The organism is Paenibacillus pabuli, from assembly GCF_039831995.1.
Classification (GTDB): domain Bacteria; phylum Bacillota; class Bacilli; order Paenibacillales; family Paenibacillaceae; genus Paenibacillus; species Paenibacillus pabuli_C.
The window spans coordinates 1511270-1526174 of the sequence record NZ_JBDOIO010000004.1; the positions used below are offsets into that span (position 1 = coordinate 1511270).

Annotated in this window: 15 protein-coding genes; 9 read left to right on the top strand and 6 right to left on the bottom strand. The window is 47.3% G+C overall.

Features of this window, described 5'->3' with window-relative positions; all coding sequences use genetic code 11:
• Nucleotides 1–11: 11 nt before the first annotated feature.
• The 4 genes from gyrA (at nucleotide 12) to ABGV42_RS26515 (ending at nucleotide 5374) form a co-directional block, all read left to right on the top strand.
• Nucleotides 12–2474, top strand: coding sequence for a DNA gyrase subunit A (gene gyrA, locus ABGV42_RS26500; RefSeq protein ID WP_347384388.1), 2463 nt, complete (start codon nucleotides 12–14; stop codon nucleotides 2472–2474).
• Nucleotides 2475–2703: 229 nt separating this feature from the next.
• On the top strand, nucleotides 2704–3144 hold the full coding sequence (locus tag ABGV42_RS26505; protein ID WP_347384389.1) for a MarR family winged helix-turn-helix transcriptional regulator: 441 nt from the start codon (nucleotides 2704–2706) through the stop codon (nucleotides 3142–3144).
• 275 nt (nucleotides 3145–3419) lie between these two features.
• On the top strand, nucleotides 3420–3866 hold the full coding sequence (locus tag ABGV42_RS26510) for a MarR family winged helix-turn-helix transcriptional regulator (RefSeq protein ID WP_239305067.1): 447 nt from the start codon (nucleotides 3420–3422) through the stop codon (nucleotides 3864–3866).
• Nucleotides 3863–5374 (top strand): DHA2 family efflux MFS transporter permease subunit, encoded by a 1512-nt coding sequence (locus tag ABGV42_RS26515; protein WP_347384390.1) that lies wholly within the window; start codon nucleotides 3863–3865, stop codon nucleotides 5372–5374. The genes ABGV42_RS26510 and ABGV42_RS26515 overlap by 4 nt, the downstream gene beginning before the upstream one ends.
• A 128-nt stretch (nucleotides 5375–5502) precedes the next feature.
• Here the strand turns inward: ABGV42_RS26515 and ABGV42_RS26520 are convergent, their stop codons facing one another.
• The 3 genes from ABGV42_RS26520 to ABGV42_RS26530 form a co-directional block, all read right to left on the bottom strand.
• A complete protein-coding gene (locus ABGV42_RS26520) occupies nucleotides 5503–5847 on the bottom strand; it encodes an MGMT family protein (protein WP_347384391.1) in 345 nt (114 codons plus the stop codon).
• Between the two features lie 165 nt (nucleotides 5848–6012).
• Nucleotides 6013–6738, bottom strand: coding sequence for an RluA family pseudouridine synthase (locus ABGV42_RS26525; RefSeq protein WP_347384392.1), 726 nt, complete (start codon nucleotides 6736–6738; stop codon nucleotides 6013–6015).
• Nucleotides 6739–6740: 2 nt separating this feature from the next.
• A complete protein-coding gene (locus ABGV42_RS26530) occupies nucleotides 6741–7604 on the bottom strand; it encodes a class I SAM-dependent methyltransferase (RefSeq protein ID WP_347384393.1) in 864 nt (287 codons plus the stop codon).
• Nucleotides 7605–7854: 250 nt separating this feature from the next.
• On the opposite strand from ABGV42_RS26530, the gene ABGV42_RS26535 reads away from it, so the two are divergent.
• The 3 genes from ABGV42_RS26535 to ABGV42_RS26545 are packed head-to-tail and all read left to right on the top strand — an operon-like array spanning nucleotide 7855 to nucleotide 9732.
• Nucleotides 7855–8307 (top strand): flavodoxin, encoded by a 453-nt coding sequence (locus ABGV42_RS26535; protein WP_347384394.1) that lies wholly within the window; start codon nucleotides 7855–7857, stop codon nucleotides 8305–8307.
• A 5-nt stretch (nucleotides 8308–8312) separates the two neighbouring features.
• Entirely contained in the window at nucleotides 8313–9116 is an 804-nt protein-coding gene (locus ABGV42_RS26540; protein WP_347384395.1) for a hypothetical protein, read from the top strand.
• A gap of 52 nt (nucleotides 9117–9168) precedes the next feature.
• Nucleotides 9169–9732, top strand: coding sequence for a nitroreductase family protein (locus ABGV42_RS26545; protein ID WP_347384396.1), 564 nt, complete (start codon nucleotides 9169–9171; stop codon nucleotides 9730–9732).
• A gap of 24 nt (nucleotides 9733–9756) precedes the next feature.
• Here the strand turns inward: ABGV42_RS26545 and ABGV42_RS26550 are convergent, their stop codons facing one another.
• Together ABGV42_RS26550 and ABGV42_RS26555 are read right to left on the bottom strand one after the other, a co-directional pair.
• Nucleotides 9757–11214: a 4-hydroxyphenylacetate 3-hydroxylase family protein gene (locus ABGV42_RS26550; RefSeq protein WP_347384397.1), complete on the bottom strand. Its 1458-nt coding sequence runs from the start codon at nucleotides 11212–11214 to the stop codon at nucleotides 9757–9759.
• Nucleotides 11215–11421: 207 nt separating this feature from the next.
• Nucleotides 11422–11574, bottom strand: coding sequence for a DUF1540 domain-containing protein (locus ABGV42_RS26555; RefSeq protein WP_347384398.1), 153 nt, complete (start codon nucleotides 11572–11574; stop codon nucleotides 11422–11424).
• Nucleotides 11575–11928: 354 nt separating this feature from the next.
• Between ABGV42_RS26555 and ABGV42_RS26560 the strand changes: the two genes are divergently transcribed.
• Entirely contained in the window at nucleotides 11929–12741 is an 813-nt protein-coding gene (locus tag ABGV42_RS26560) for an AAA family ATPase (protein WP_347384399.1), read from the top strand.
• 115 nt (nucleotides 12742–12856) lie between these two features.
• Here the strand turns inward: ABGV42_RS26560 and ABGV42_RS31925 are convergent, their stop codons facing one another.
• On the bottom strand, nucleotides 12857–13987 hold the full coding sequence (locus ABGV42_RS31925; protein WP_431523680.1) for a hybrid sensor histidine kinase/response regulator: 1131 nt from the start codon (nucleotides 13985–13987) through the stop codon (nucleotides 12857–12859).
• A 190-nt stretch (nucleotides 13988–14177) separates the two neighbouring features.
• Between ABGV42_RS31925 and ABGV42_RS26575 the strand changes: the two genes are divergently transcribed.
• Nucleotides 14178–14891, top strand: a complete 714-nt coding sequence (locus ABGV42_RS26575) for a YceI family protein (RefSeq protein ID WP_347384400.1) — start codon at nucleotides 14178–14180, stop codon at nucleotides 14889–14891.
• Nucleotides 14892–14905 lie beyond the last annotated feature (14 nt).

The following is a 14905-nucleotide window of genomic DNA, read 5'->3' on the forward strand; positions in this document are numbered from 1 at the left end:
AGGTGCTTGGAATGAGTCTATCAGAACAATTTTTGCCGGCCTTTCTCGAAGAGGTCGTTGGTGACCGGTTCGGTCGCTACTCCAAATATATTATTCAGGATCGGGCCATTCCCGATGTCCGGGACGGATTAAAACCCGTGCAGCGTCGTATTCTATACGCCATGTACGATTCCGGAAATACGCCTGAGAAACCATATCGCAAATCTGCAAAAACCGTTGGGGACGTTATGGGTAACTATCACCCCCACGGTGACTCGTCCATCTATGATGGTATGGTGCGGATGGCACAACCATGGAAAATGGGCCACGTGCTCGTAGACGGGCATGGAAACTGGGGATCACAGGATGACGACCCGGCTGCAGCGATGCGTTATACGGAGGCTCGGTTGTCGCCGATCGCGATGGAGATGCTGCGAGATATCGAGAAACGGACCGTTCTGTTTAAGGACAATTTCGATAATACGGCCAAAGAGCCGGTCGTGCTGCCATCTCGTTATCCCAACCTTCTGGTCAATGGCGTAAGCGGAATTTCTTCCGGTTTTGCGACCGAGATACCAACGCATAATTTGCGTGAAGTCATTGATGCCTGCATTGCGGTCATGGAAAAACCGTCAATTGAGCTGGACGAAATCATGATGTTCATGAAAGGCCCGGATTTCCCTACAGGTGGCTTAATCATGGGTGGCGAAGGGATTCTGGATGCCTATCGGACAGGCAAAGGAAGAATTTACATTCGTTCCAAAACGGATATCGAGAACATGCGTGGGGGCAAGCAGCAGATCGTCATCACCGAAATTCCATATCAGGTTGTTAAATCCCGGCTTGTCACAGCCATGGAGAATATTCGGCTTGAGAAAAAAGTAGAAGGTATTGCCGAAGTCCGTGATGAGAGTGGACGTGACGGTCTGCGCATCGTGGTTGAATTGAAAAAAGAAGCGGATGCGCAAGGCATCCTGGCTTATTTGTTGAAAAAAACCGATCTTCAGGTAACCTACAATTTTAACATGGTTGCGATTGTGAACAAGGCACCTCAACAGCTTGGATTGAAATCCATTCTGGAAGCTTATATTGCCCATCAGCGTGAGGTTGTGACATTCCGGACCAAGTACGAGCTCGAGAAAGCGGAAGACCGTGCACACGTGCTGGAAGGTCTGGTCAAAGCGCTGAACATTCTGGATGAAGTCATCGCAGCAATCAAGGCTTCCAAAAATCGTCAGGACGCGCAAAATAACCTGATGTGGATGTTCGGATTCTCGGAGCGTCAGGCGGATTCCATCTTGACACTGCAACTGTATCGTTTAACCAATCTGGAGATCACATCCCTCCAGAAGGAGCTTGGCGATCTGATGAAAAAGATTGCACAATTACGCTCCATTCTGGATAGCGACCGCAAGTTAATCGGCGTTATTCGCAAAGAATTAATGGAGATCCGGGAGAAATACGGAATCGACCGTCGTTCGGCTATCCAGGGCGAGGTGGAAGAACTTAAGGTTAATCTGGAAGTCCTCGTCAACGCGGAAGATGTATTTGTTACGTTATCCAAAGAGGGCTATGTGAAACGTACGGGGATGCAGTCCTTTACTCGTTCTGGCGGCGAACGCAACGGAAGCGGTGTAAAGGAAGGCGACTATATCTCCCAGCTGCTTGAAGTCAACACCCTTGAAAATCTGCTCGTGTTCACCCAAAAAGGCCAGTACTTTTTGTTGCCTGTTCACCAGGTGCCGGAATTCAAGTGGAAAGACCCCGGAACAGCCATTGTCAATGTCATCCCATTAGCGAAGGATGATCGTATCGCGAGTGTGCTAGCGGTCAAGTCCTTCGAAGAAGAAGGGCACAGTCTCGTCTTCGTTACGCGGAAGGGACAGGTGAAGCGTACTGAACTGAAAGAGTACGTCACCAAACGCTCTGGTGCTGTTGCTGCTTGCAAAGTTGGTAAGGACGATGAGGTATTATCCGTACATCTGAGCACAGGCGGTAAGGATATTATGCTCATTACCAAGGAAGCGATGGCGATCCGTTTCCGTGAGGACGATGTTAATCCGATGGGACGTGTATCCGGAGGGGTTCGTGGTATACAGTTAAAAGAAACGGATGAAGTCGTTTCTGCCCTATGGGTGGAAGGTGATGAAGGCGAAATCGCCGTGCTATCTGACTTGGGTTATGGTAAACGTTCCCTGTTGCTGGACTACGCTTTGCAGAGTCGTGGAGGCAAAGGTATTGCCACATTTGAATTCAAAGAAGGCAAGCGAGTGAAACCGAATGGATCCCGTATAGCCGGTGCCTTCTATTGCAGGGAACAACGAAATGTAACGGTAATGACCAAGGAAGGGCAGGCTTATGCGATTTCTTCTGAAGGTGTGCCGATTACGGAACGCAAACACATTGGCAAGCTGCTGGTTCATGTGGATAAACAGGATGAAATTGTGGAACTTCTCATGAATTTCGATGAAAATCAGCCAGCTTCAACATCGTAAATAACTTAAAAGAGACTTTTTGCACAGCAGTTGATCCTGTCGTGCAAAGAGTCTTTTTTTGTTGTTCAAACTCGGATTAAAAGAGGCTGTCCATGCGAAGTTTAACAACCTTCGTCGATTACGGTCGATCGGTGAGAAATTGAAAAAATGCAGCAGGAATGCGGGTTTTGACCGCGAAAAGTTAAGCTAGTGAAGTGAAAAACCGGGTTGCAGAGAGGAGCGATTCAAGATGTATAATTCCGATTTTGCCAAGTGCTGGTCAAGGCTCACCAAGGACTATAAGCTTCATATGGATCAGGAACTGGCCCCCTCATTAACGGAGGCACAGCTGGCTGTACTGGAGGTTCTTGAGGATCATCAGAGAATGAAGCCATCCGATCTGATTCCTTTTTTGGCTACAACACCTGCAGCGGTAACGATGCTGCTTGACCGTATGGAAAAAAACAATTTGATTCGCAGGGATCGGGATAACCAGGATCGAAGAATCGTGTGGGTATCCTTATCTGACAAGGGACGAATGGAGACAGAACGGGGCGTAGCCATCCGTAATGATTTCATGAATTCCGTACTTAGCAATATTTCAATGCACAACCAACAGTTGCTTGTCTATCTGCTGGGGAAGATGACAACACCCAAAACAAAGGAGCATGTGTTGTCTTCCACATCTTAATGAATGATGATGGCACGTTTTTAATTCTTGATGATATGATGCGATTTTCTGGTTAATGGTTACCATAGAACTCTTGCGGATAAAAGCAGGAGCTCTATGGTTATTTTCATTGGGTCTGAGTGAAATGATTTGTCTGCTTCAGAAGACTCAGAATAATTTTCGAAATTTTATATGTAAAGAGTTGACTATGTCATTATTTTTGTTATAATAAATAATTGTTCCCCTGATATTTCGTGTGCGAAATATTATATTCCAAAAGTAAAAAGGGTGAATTAATGACTGATACGTATGAAGTATTCTACATTATCAATTCGTTCCGGCAAGTGAATCAAATGCTGTTTCGGGCATTCTGGAATGAAAACAAGCAGATCGAGTTAACTTCAATTCAATTTATGGTGTTATCCATTTTGAAGGAGCGTCCTTCCATTGGCATCAACGAAGTGGCTGAACTGTGCCATATGGGCAGCAGTTCCATGAGTGCTGTGGTTGAACGTCTGGTCAAGGGTGAGTATATCGTCCGGACACGTTCCCATTCTGATCGCCGATCCGTCATGCTGCAAATTACGGATAAGGGAGATAAGGCACAGCAGGAAACACACCAGTTGTGGATGGAAAGAGTATCTCCCATATTGGATATTCCAAAAGAAGATCTTGAGCACCTGCTAAGAATCCATACTCAAATGATTGAAAAGTTAGAAGGAAGAGAGATGAACAACCCATGAGTACTACCGCTGCAGCTCCATCCTCCGCGATGGACAACATTAAGAAGGGGCCAATTGTAGCCGCGCTGCTAATTGGTGCATTTGTAGCCTTCTTGAACCAAACCCTGATGAACGTTGCTCTTCCTAAAATCATGGAAGATCTCGCAATCGGGGCCAATACAGCCCAATGGCTGACAACGGGATACATGCTCGTCAATGGCGTGCTGATTCCGGTCACGGCTTATCTCATTGCCAGATTTTCAACGCGTCAGATATTCATTACGGCAATGACGTTATTTACAATAGGAACGTTGGTCTGCGGAATCAGTCCGAATTTTGCTGTCCTGATGGTTGGTCGTGTGATTCAAGCGGCAGGCGCAGGTATTCTGATGCCTCTGATGACTGTCGTATTCCTGACTATTTTCCCAATCGAGAAACGCGGTCAGGCCATGGGTACAATGGGGATCGCCATGATCCTAGCTCCGGCAATCGGACCGACACTGTCCGGTTATGTCGTTGAACATTATTCCTGGAGATTGTTGTTCTACATTATTTTGCCATTCTCTGTGATTGCAACAGCAATTGGTATTGCATTTGTCAAAAATGTAACCCGTCAATCTAAACCGAAACTTGATTATCCAGGTGTTATTTTGTCCACTCTTGGATTTGGTAGCTTGTTGTACGGCTTCAGTGATGCAGGTACAGATGGATGGGGAAGCGCGATTGTTATCAGCTGCCTGGTCGTAGGGGCCATATCGCTCATCCTGTTCGTTATTCGTCAACTGACAACCGATCATCCACTGCTGGAGTTCCGTATTTTCAAATACAACATGTACACGTTAACTACAATAATTAATATGCTTGTGACAATGGCGATGTTTGCCGGCATGATTTTGCTTCCGATTTTCCTGCAAAATATTCGCGGCTTCTCACCAATTGAATCAGGTTTACTTATGATGCCAGGTGCGATCCTGATGGGGATTATGTCTCCAATTACAGGCCGTATCTTTGATAAAGTCGGTGCTCGTTGGCTGTCAGTTGCAGGTCTTGCGATCACAGCAATTACGACATGGGGACTCAGCCGCCTGTCGATTGATACAACTTATGGCTACATGATGTTTATCTATACTGCACGTATGTTTGGTATGTCGATGTTGATGATGCCGATTCAGACTGCCGGCTTGAACCAACTGCCACAGCGTCTGAACGCGCACGGTACAGCGATGTCGAACACACTTCGTACGGTTGCTGGTGCGATCGGTACAGCCGTTCTGGTTACGATCATGAGCAGCAAATTGAAATCCCACCTGGCAGATACCCTTGCCTTGGGACAGATTAATCCCGAGGATCAAGCTGCTATGCTCGGTGCTACGGCAGATGCTACCATCTATGGGGTAAACTACGCATTTACAGTAGCTACCTGGATGACAGTTGCGGCTATGCTGCTTGCGTTCTTTATTCGTAAAACGAAGCCGGCAATTGAACCGACAGTTGTTGAACAGAAACAAAAAGCGAATGCAACAGCTTAAATATCATACAGGTATCATTGTTTAATCATCATACGTTATACACTTGTTTACAAAGTGATTGAATGCAAAAGAGCCTCGGCAGTTTGAACTGCTGGGGCTCTTTTTGTATTGGAGAAGGTGAATAAAAATTAGTCCGGGCTATCCGATAAACCGTTAAGAAATGCAGGACCAGGATCATAACCAAACTGCTGGAGGTTAATGGTTCCGTTCAGCTGAAATTCCACACCTTCGCTGATGAGCTCGTTCTCCTGCATCAGGCGGGAGTGTTCATCCGGTATGGCAATTGCTCCTTGGGCATTAACGACACGATGCCAGGGAAGTCGCTCCTTGCGGCTCATGGAGTGAAGAATGCGTACAACCTGCCTCGCAGCACGGGGACTGCCCGCTTGAGCGGCAATCTGGCCATAGGTCATGACTTTGCCTTCCGGTATAGATGCGATAATGGCCACGACTTGTTTAGTGAATGGTGTCATCTGAATGCAAACTTCCTTTCTCCATCTCAGGAGTATTGACTCTGTTGTTGAAACAGATCTTCGTTTTTTCAATGAGAGCTCGAGGTATCCTAGCGTCTCATTCATGATGTAAATTGTTAAAAAACCGTGTACCCAAAATGTAAATTCGGATACACGGTTTGCTTATTATTCTCTAAATGCATCCTCATACAAGCTGGATGGCCACTCTGCCCATGGAAACTCCCGTGGAGGCAGCGATCTTAATGTGACCTCTTCCTTGGTCACCGGATGCGGGAAAGCTGCGATGGCAGACCAGAGGGCTATCTGCTGTCCTGGTTTGTTCACACCTGCACCGTACTTCTGATCTCCGAACAAGGGACAGCCCGATTCTTTCATTTGCACCCGAATCTGGTGGGATCTGCCGGTGTGAAGCTCAATGTGTACAAGACTGTATCGGTCCGTTTGACCGATAACCTGGTAATCCAGAACAGCGTCTTTGCCGCCGGGCGTGCCTTTCGGCACAGCGGTTACCGTGTTGGTACGTGCATCTTTCAGCAAAGTATGCTTCAACGTACCCTGCTGTGCAGGCAGTTTGCCATGGACAACGGCCGCGTATAATTTGCGGAAATGCCGTCCCCGGACAGTTTCAGATAATCTGGAAGCCGCTTTGGAGGTTTTAGCGAAAATCATCGCCCCTCCAACGGGACGATCCAGCCTGTGAACCAGACCGAGATATACATTGCCGGGTTTATTGTATCTTTCCTTCAAATCCTGCTTCAGCAAAGTCAGCAAATCGGGGTCTCCCGACGCATCCTCCTGGGTAGGTACATTAACAGGTTTCGTAATGCCTAATAGGTGATTGTCCTCGTATAGTACAGGAATATCCCCAGATGGCTGTACGTGATCAGACATCATCAGGACTCCCAGCGGCCCAAAATGCCGCAAGGCAGATCCAGACCACTGCGTGTAATCGGCAGACCGATCTCACCAGCTGTGATGCTGCCTCCATATTGAGCTGACATTGTCATCGTCAGCATGTTGCGCAGAACTGTGGATGAGATGCCAGTAGTGTAGGAATTAACCAGCATGAATAGTGGGTTATCCGACAAAATACTCATACAAGATTTCAAGAAGGGGTAGAGGTTCTCTTCCAGCTTCCACGTCTCTCCATTAGGTCCCCGGCCGTAGGACGGAGGATCCATGATAATCGCGTCGTAACGGTTACCACGACGCTGCTCCCGCTGTACGAATTTGAATACATCATCTGTAATAAAACGAACAGGGCGGTCTGCAAGACCGGAGAGTTGAACGTTCTCCTTGGCCCACTGCACCATGCCTTTGGCTGCATCCACATGGACTACCGAAGCACCGGCATAAGCTGCAGCAACCGTTGCACCTCCTGTGTAGGCAAACAGATTAAGTACAGAGATGGGCCGTCCTGCATTAGCGATTTTATCCATCATCCAGCTCCAGTTGGCAGCTTGTTCGGGGAACAGGCCTGTATGCTTGAAGCTGGTCGGTTTAATGTGAAATTTAAGGTTCTCGTATCCAATAGTCCAGCGTTCCGGAATTGGCTTTTTCATATCCCAGCTGCCGCCGCCGGAAGAGCTGCGGTGATAGTGACCGTGCACCTGGCGCCATTCATTGGTTTCTTTTTCGAGAGGCCAGATAATCTGTGGATCGGGTCTGCGTAAGATGACATCGCCCCAACGCTCCAGTTTCTCGCCGCCTCCTGTATCGATAACTTCATAGTCCTTCCAGTTCGATGCTACGTACATAGTCGTTTATCCATCCTTCAAAAGTCATTTGGATACTATTGTACAACAAAAAAGGGCCTGTACGCCAGTTGGGGTGGGCAGAACGGACTCTTATTGTTTTGAATTTGCTGTGTAACCATATACTGAAAATAAAGAAAAGATGAAAATTTAATTTGACAATGATAATCATTATCACATATGATTTTGATAATTCAGATATCCTTATTAACTGTATGTTCTAGATGACTAAATTAAAGTGAGGGAAAAATAGATGGCTAAATTGTTGGTGGCTTATGCGAGCATGACTGGAAATACGGAAGAAATTGCAGAACTGATTGTGGAGGGAATTACACAGGGGGGGCACGAAGCAGTACTCAAGGATGTAGTGGATTGCAATGCAGCCGATGTGCTTGAATATGATGGTTTCCTTATCGGCGTATATACTTGGGGAGACGGGGAACTGCCGGATGAATTCCTTGATTTTTACGAAGAGCTGGATGAACTGGACCTAAGCGGCAAACGAGCGGCTGTCTTCGGCAGTGGTGACACATCTTATGAACAATTTTGCGGAGCGGTGGATCTTGCAGCTGCGAAGCTGCAGGAGCGTGGGGCGGAGGTATCTCCAGAGATGCTGAAGATTGAGTACAGTCCGATGGAGCAGGAGAAGGATACATGCCGTGAATTCGGCAAACGTTTCGCTGCTGCCGGATTACAGGTGTCCTAGAAACCATGTTAAAACATAATATTCAGGCAGTCGTGCAGCCGAGAGGTGCGGACAGTCCGGAGCGACTGCTTGAAGACTATAAATTGGAGGAGATGCTTCGCAGCCTGCATCGGTTCATTCGCCCGGAATCGGAGGCTGCACTTCGTTCCCCGCTGCAATGGCGGCACCGCGTTCAGTATGCGGTCAGTCATGCGGTCAACGCCTTCTATAGTATGGACCCGGATGTGCGCAAGGAGGTCCCGGTACAATATCTGCTGGAAAAGTGGTGGCCGAAAAAGGCAACGGGTTTCGAATCCATCCTTCATTACTGGGATGTGAAAAATAAAGTCATTGATGAACTCTCACTGGCAATCGCCATGAACGATGATTTGAAGCATCCCATGATCCTGTTTGAACAGTGGAAAACCGAAATCCCTGCACTTTCCCTGCACTTGTCGATGATTTTTCAGGCTGCTTGGCAACCTGAAGGGTGGGACTCTCTGTTGGTTCAGAAATTCATGGTGGTTCACGATCCCAACGTAGTTGAAGCTTTTCAGCATTTGGTTAGTGTGTTTTGCTGGGAAGCCTTCGGGAAGCTGCCTGGCATGATTGAAATTTACTGTTTGCTCGAAGGTCGTAAAATTCGATTCATTCCGGGAAGGCAATCCCTTGTTCGTTCAATGGATTATATCAGGCTTGTTCGTGACAGTATCCCGCAGGCGGAAGATTCGGAATCGGAATATTTCACCTCTCGTGACAAAGCTCGGATACATGAGGAAGTTGACCGAAGAAGAAGTGAAGTGGAACCGAAGAAAAACTGGCTTATGTGAAGTTGCAAGAAGAGTGTCTGACAGAACGTGAAGATAAAGGAGGAGCGATACAATGTTAACCGGTGTGAATCAGTGGGGTAGTGGCAAGAAACGTGCAGGAAGCTGCGAATTCAGCCCGCTTCCGGTACCACAGTCGGTGATCGGACGATTGCTGGATGAGGCAGACCCGTCATTGTACGTGATGAGTTCTGAACCCTGGCGATTTATGCTTTTTGCTGGAGAAGGGCGCCAGCTCTATCTGGAAGCGGTCAGGCAGAGCTATCCTCCTCACTTGGCAGACCGATATGGTGAATGGGCCGCATATCAATATACGGAAGCCATTCCTGCGCATCTGATTGTCGTTGCACCAACCAATGGCCAAGAGGATCATATGTTGCCTGCAAAAGCCTGGAGCAGACGTTTCTCCATGCTGGCAGCAGAACAGGGACTGCATGCCGTTTGGAAAATGAATGATTATCAGCAGCACCCGGTTTTTATGAATCTAATGGGCTTAACCAGTGAGGAACATGTTCTGGGAGTATTCCATATCGGTTACGGAGACCAGCCTGCATTAAGAGATGTGGATATCAGCAGACCAGCCTCTGAACTGATGACAGTCTACGACCATCTGGTTTGATCGATGCAGCTAGGCGAGCAGGAATTAGTGATGCGTGTCTGCCAGGAAATTGCTAACGAGCTGACGGTAAGTGTCTACGCCAGAATAAGTTGAATACAAGCGGTTGGATACCGTAATGGTATTTCCGAAGAAAAAACGTTCGAATTGTGTCTGTCTGCCCCCGAAAGACCCTGCACCGAGCTCCCAGATCAAACGGAAAAGGGAAGTACGCTGTTGTGCAGCCATATCCGTCCCTTTCAGGTAGACATCCAAATGTGCGCCAGCACCCGACCTGAATTCTTCCTCCTGAGGCACCATAATCATCCCGCTTGAAGCCAAAAGCTGAATGATTTCAATCATCTCGGGATACAGCTTCGGATATAGAATGTTTGCAGCCATTAATGGCTGAGGTGCAGGCAGTATAAATCCTCTACCGTCTGGCACAGCGCCGGCTTCAGCCGCGATGGCTAGGGCTTTAAGAGACTCGAGGCCGGCTAATACGCGTGCAGTTTTCTCAACGACATGTGCTTCAGTGGCCAGATCAAGCGTATCGGTGAGCAGCTGAAGTGTTCCCAGAATGAATTCGGTTTTGGCAATATATCGGCATAAAACTTGATGTCCCGCGTGAATGTGGAAGTTGCTTCCGTTAAATAGACGCGAGGACATTTCTTCTCTACCGGCAAAGAAAATCCGATCATGGGGCACCAGCACATGGTCAAAGATGACGAGGTTATCCATCTCTTCGTATCTGGAGCTGAGCGGGTAGTTAAAACGTGATTCATCCGCGTAGGTATCCCGGCAAACGAGGGTGATGCCAGGCAGATCATTAGGCACGGCAAAGGCGAAGGAGAATGGATTATCATCATCAAATGGAGCAGGTGAGGGAGAAGGATAGACAAAAATTTCGTCACAAGTTGCACCCTGTGTAGCCATCATGAATGCCCCGGTGATAATAAGACCATCTACGGTATGCTCTACCACCTTGGCTGCAATTGCATCTTCGGTAGCGTCCATCTGCCCGGATACTTTGCTGGCGTGTGGCTGTATAAAGGCATGAGAGAGCGTAATATCGTTGTCACGACAGAAGGCATAATAGTTCTTCAGATTTTCTGCGTACTGCGGTGATAACTCGGTAAGGAGATCCGCTGCAGTGTAGAATGACATGATTGCCGTGTTCATATAATCGGGTGACCGACCCAGAAACCCATGATGAGTGCCTGACCAGATGCTCATCGCTTCACGACGTCTTCGCAGATCATCAACTGTGGTGGGCGGCAGAAATGATAGCCCCACAGGTTTGCCGTCAAAGGGTGATGCATACGTCATCTTGCCTGCAAGCTGCGGATCTGACTGCATGTCGTAGAGTTGTGCTTGCGTCTCCATAAGACCTTTGAAAGCAAGATGTTCTGATCTTTTACCCGTAACAAGTTCTCCCTTATACCAGCAGGGGACAGTCTGGGTATTAATTCGTTCAATGTACTGCTTGCCACTTTTAACAGGCATCGTTATTCACCTCTTGGTTCTAATCGTTCATGGGCAGATTGACTGCTCTCGTAGTTTACGTGGGCAGCCTATGTTATGTGCATCCCGACAGAGGAATAACGATTTTGGAGAAAAGGGCTTGATAATAATTATCATTCTTGTTACAATACAAAAAGAAAAAGGAACCGGCCAGGGCTCCTTTAACTTCAACAAACGATAATAAAGTTGTTATTTTACTTCAAAAGTTTTGCAGTCGGTTTCAGCAGACTTGCTTGCTTCTTGAGAACTGTGACTCACGATGTAAATCGAAGAAGCATTACATTTGTTCTCTTCAGCCCAGTGAACACAGGAATTTACTTCACACAATACGTCTTTTGCCATGATTAATAACCTCACTTTGAGTTTTATTATCGTTGGTATAAGGGAAAATCCCGATTTTGCAAGTTGCCGCTTGCTGATCGGAACATTTGTGTCCTCTTAATAAAGAGGGCTTATTTGCGTTATACACAACGATGCACTTTTAGAATAGCAAATTTGGGCAGAGCATGCAACATGTGCTGTGGGTTTACAATCCTTATCACAGGATCGAAGAACATAAACTTTGCAAAAAGACAGTCGTATGCTATTATTAAATAGTAATAATTACGATTAAAAGACAAGTTCGATAAGAACCAATATAAGCTCGGAGATTCGCAGTTTACTCTCCTGGCATGAACGAAGGAGAGTAGTCAAAGCATGAGCAAAACCAATCATATAAATCGTATTCCCCGTGCCAAGGGAATGGATATGGCCGCTTTTTATTCACCGAAAGAGTGCGCACGCAAAGTGAAGCACATTATATTTTCACAAGAGAACGAACGTGTCATCGAAGAATTCCTGACCATCCTCGATATGAAAGAACGCTTTGTGGAACATGATGTTCCCATGCCGAACAAATTGGTCATGTTTGGTCCTCCCGGCACCGGGAAGACATTAACGGCATCTTATCTAGCCTCTCGGCTTAATCTCCCGCTGGTTCTTGTACGTCTGGACGCGATTATTCACAGCCATTTGGGAGAGACGGCTACGAATGTACGCAAACTTTTTGAGTATGCACGAATGAATCCCTGTGTCCTGTTTCTGGATGAGTTCGATGCCATTGGCCGTACCCGGGAGAGTAACGATGAGGTGAAAGAGATGGCCAGGGTGGTTAACACCTTATTGCAGTGTCTGGATGAATTCGAAGGCGATAGCGTACTGGTGGCAGCCACCAATTTGGAAACGCAACTGGATCATGCCGTCTGGCGTCGATTTGATACCAAAATAACGTATGGCATGCCGGATGAAGAGAGCAGACAGCGATATATCAACAAACTGGTCGGACAGTTCGAGCATCAGCCGGACCTGAAAGCATATATGTGCAAACAGTTGAAAGGGTGCAGCTTCGCAGATGTGGAGCAGATCGTGCTCAAAGCCAAGCGGAAAGCGATTATTGCGGACAGTCCGCTGCATGAACAATTGATAACGGATGCGTATGATGAGTATATGCCACGGTTGTTATCTACTTAAAAGCGGAGCCGAATCGCCACTTTCCGATCAATAAAATTAAAATGATAAAACCAAACAGCCCTGCCAGGAATCCATTCAGGAAACCAGGCCGGGCTCTTCTGCTGTTTAATATGTTCTAAGCATTTACGGGTGAACGGTACGCTTTTTCCAAAGTCGTCGCATCAGGTGACTTCCAGCGTGGCAGTTTTAGAGTAAACTGACTTCCTTTGGGGCTGCTAGAGGTAAGGGTGAGATCTCCACCTTGCGCTTGAGCGAGAAGGCGGCTGTAAGTGAGCCCAAGTCCCAATCCCCGAGTCCGGCGTTTTTTGATCTCGCCACGGTAGAAACGTTCAAATATTTTGGATCGATCTTCCTCGGCGATGCCCGTGCCGTTGTCCTGCACGTCCACGAAGAGATATTGTTCTTCGGCACGCAGGCGAATATCGAACAGCGTGGTTTGCCCAGAAGCTGTGGCCTGCAAACCGTTATTGAGCAGATTGACGATAATCTGCTGAATCCGCAATGCGTCACCAATCGTATACAATGTCCCTGCACGTACATGCAATGCAACCTCTGGCGATTGATCCTCATAAGCAATTTTCCACTGATAAATTATCTCCCCAACCAGCAGATTCAGATCAATGCGCTCATGGCGTACGGCGACACTGCCTGCACTCATGGCATTATAGTCCAGAAGGTCAGCCACCATGCGTTCCATACGCTCGGATTCTTTTAATGCGATATCAAGAAACTCTTTGCCTTCCTGCGGGCTGACAATATCATCTCGCACAGCCATAACCAGTCCTTTGATGGAGGTAACTGGGGTTTTCAGCTCATGGGTAACGCCTGCCAGATCAATGACCAGATTGCCAAAATAACGTTTGCCTTCCCCTTCCGCGGTCCAATGTGGATTGCGGCGAAGTACGGCGTTAACTCTTGCAACCACTTCCTCCGGCATGAAGGGTTTGCTCATATAATCGTCAGCCCCGGCATTTAGCCCGTTGAGACGATCCTGGATGTCATCCAGTGCAGTTAGCATAATGACAGGGCAAGGGCTTTTTTCACGAATCAGCCGCAGCAGATCCCAACCATCCATCCCTGGCAGCATTACATCAAGCAGGACCAGGGCAGGTACGTCAGAATCAAATAAAGTTAGAGCAGTGGGTCCATCTGCGGCATGACGGACATCAAAACCCGCTTTTCTCAGATAAGCAGCCAGCACGCGTGCAATCGCTTGCTCATCCTCGACAATAAGTATGGATTTCAAGAAGGAATCTCCTTTCACGACATAAGCTTGTGTACTGATTTTACATGAGACGGTGCCTAAAGCCAATTAGGCAAATGTTTTCAGAAAAAAATTGAGGCTTTCATCCACCTTTGACGTCATCCTGACACATTGGCTTGATAAGATTCTTGCAACAACCAACCAATACAATGACCAATTGGAGGAGATAGAGATGAACAAAAAGACAAAAACATGGGTGATATCCGGCGTGGCCGCAATCGCAATTCTTGGGGGCGGAGGTTACTATCTCGCTAACAGTTATATGGGTAACAACGTAGATATTGAGCAGGTACTTCCAGCGAGCACAGCAGCAGCCACAACAGATACAGGCACAGGTACAGCTGTTGCAAATGAAGCAGCCAGCGCGGAGCAATTGAACGGGGATTGGACAATCAGCGAACGCTCGAAGGTGTATTTCTCTGTAACGACATCACAGGAGACCGTCAATTTTGTGGACGAGCAGGTAAGTGGAACCTGGACAATTAATGTAGACGATGCTTCCCAGATGAAAGCGGAAGGCCAGATCGAGATGAGCGGAATTGATTCGGGTAACGGTCAGCGCGATGGTCACGTGAAAGAAGCCGATTTCTTCGATGTTAGCACGCATCCGCAAGCGACTTTTACCGCAACTTCATTTGAAGGCGTACCTGCGGCGTGGACTGCAGGACAAACAGCTGATTTTAAAATGAACGGCACCATTACGGTTAAAGGCATCGAAAAAGAGGTCACATTTGATGCTAAGGCCGCATATGAAAATGACCAGGTATTGCTGTCTGCCACGACAACGGTAACCTTCGAAGACTTCGGTATGGAGAACCCACACTCTGTCGTGTTATCTACCGAGAATGATATCCAGGTTCAACTGGAACTGAAACTTGACAAATAATCGATTTATCTATG

What these genes read in the sequence shown, in the direction of transcription:
- gyrA (WP_347384388.1), top strand. Translation starts at nt 12, where the DNA reads ATGAGTCTATCAGAACAATTTTTGCCGGCCTTTCTCGAAGAGGTCGTT.
- ABGV42_RS26505 (WP_347384389.1), top strand. Translation starts at nt 2,704, where the DNA reads ATGTATAATTCCGATTTTGCCAAGTGCTGGTCAAGGCTCACCAAGGAC.
- ABGV42_RS26510 (WP_239305067.1), top strand. Translation starts at nt 3,420, where the DNA reads ATGACTGATACGTATGAAGTATTCTACATTATCAATTCGTTCCGGCAA.
- ABGV42_RS26515 (WP_347384390.1), top strand. Translation starts at nt 3,863, where the DNA reads ATGAGTACTACCGCTGCAGCTCCATCCTCCGCGATGGACAACATTAAG.
- ABGV42_RS26520 (WP_347384391.1), bottom strand. Translation starts at nt 5,847, where the DNA reads ATGACACCATTCACTAAACAAGTCGTGGCCATTATCGCATCTATACCG.
- ABGV42_RS26525 (WP_347384392.1), bottom strand. Translation starts at nt 6,738, where the DNA reads ATGTCTGATCACGTACAGCCATCTGGGGATATTCCTGTACTATACGAG.
- ABGV42_RS26530 (WP_347384393.1), bottom strand. Translation starts at nt 7,604, where the DNA reads ATGTACGTAGCATCGAACTGGAAGGACTATGAAGTTATCGATACAGGA.
- ABGV42_RS26535 (WP_347384394.1), top strand. Translation starts at nt 7,855, where the DNA reads ATGGCTAAATTGTTGGTGGCTTATGCGAGCATGACTGGAAATACGGAA.
- ABGV42_RS26540 (WP_347384395.1), top strand. Translation starts at nt 8,313, where the DNA reads ATGTTAAAACATAATATTCAGGCAGTCGTGCAGCCGAGAGGTGCGGAC.
- ABGV42_RS26545 (WP_347384396.1), top strand. Translation starts at nt 9,169, where the DNA reads ATGTTAACCGGTGTGAATCAGTGGGGTAGTGGCAAGAAACGTGCAGGA.
- ABGV42_RS26550 (WP_347384397.1), bottom strand. Translation starts at nt 11,214, where the DNA reads ATGCCTGTTAAAAGTGGCAAGCAGTACATTGAACGAATTAATACCCAG.
- ABGV42_RS26555 (WP_347384398.1), bottom strand. Translation starts at nt 11,574, where the DNA reads ATGGCAAAAGACGTATTGTGTGAAGTAAATTCCTGTGTTCACTGGGCT.
- ABGV42_RS26560 (WP_347384399.1), top strand. Translation starts at nt 11,929, where the DNA reads ATGAGCAAAACCAATCATATAAATCGTATTCCCCGTGCCAAGGGAATG.
- ABGV42_RS26575 (WP_347384400.1), top strand. Translation starts at nt 14,178, where the DNA reads ATGAACAAAAAGACAAAAACATGGGTGATATCCGGCGTGGCCGCAATC.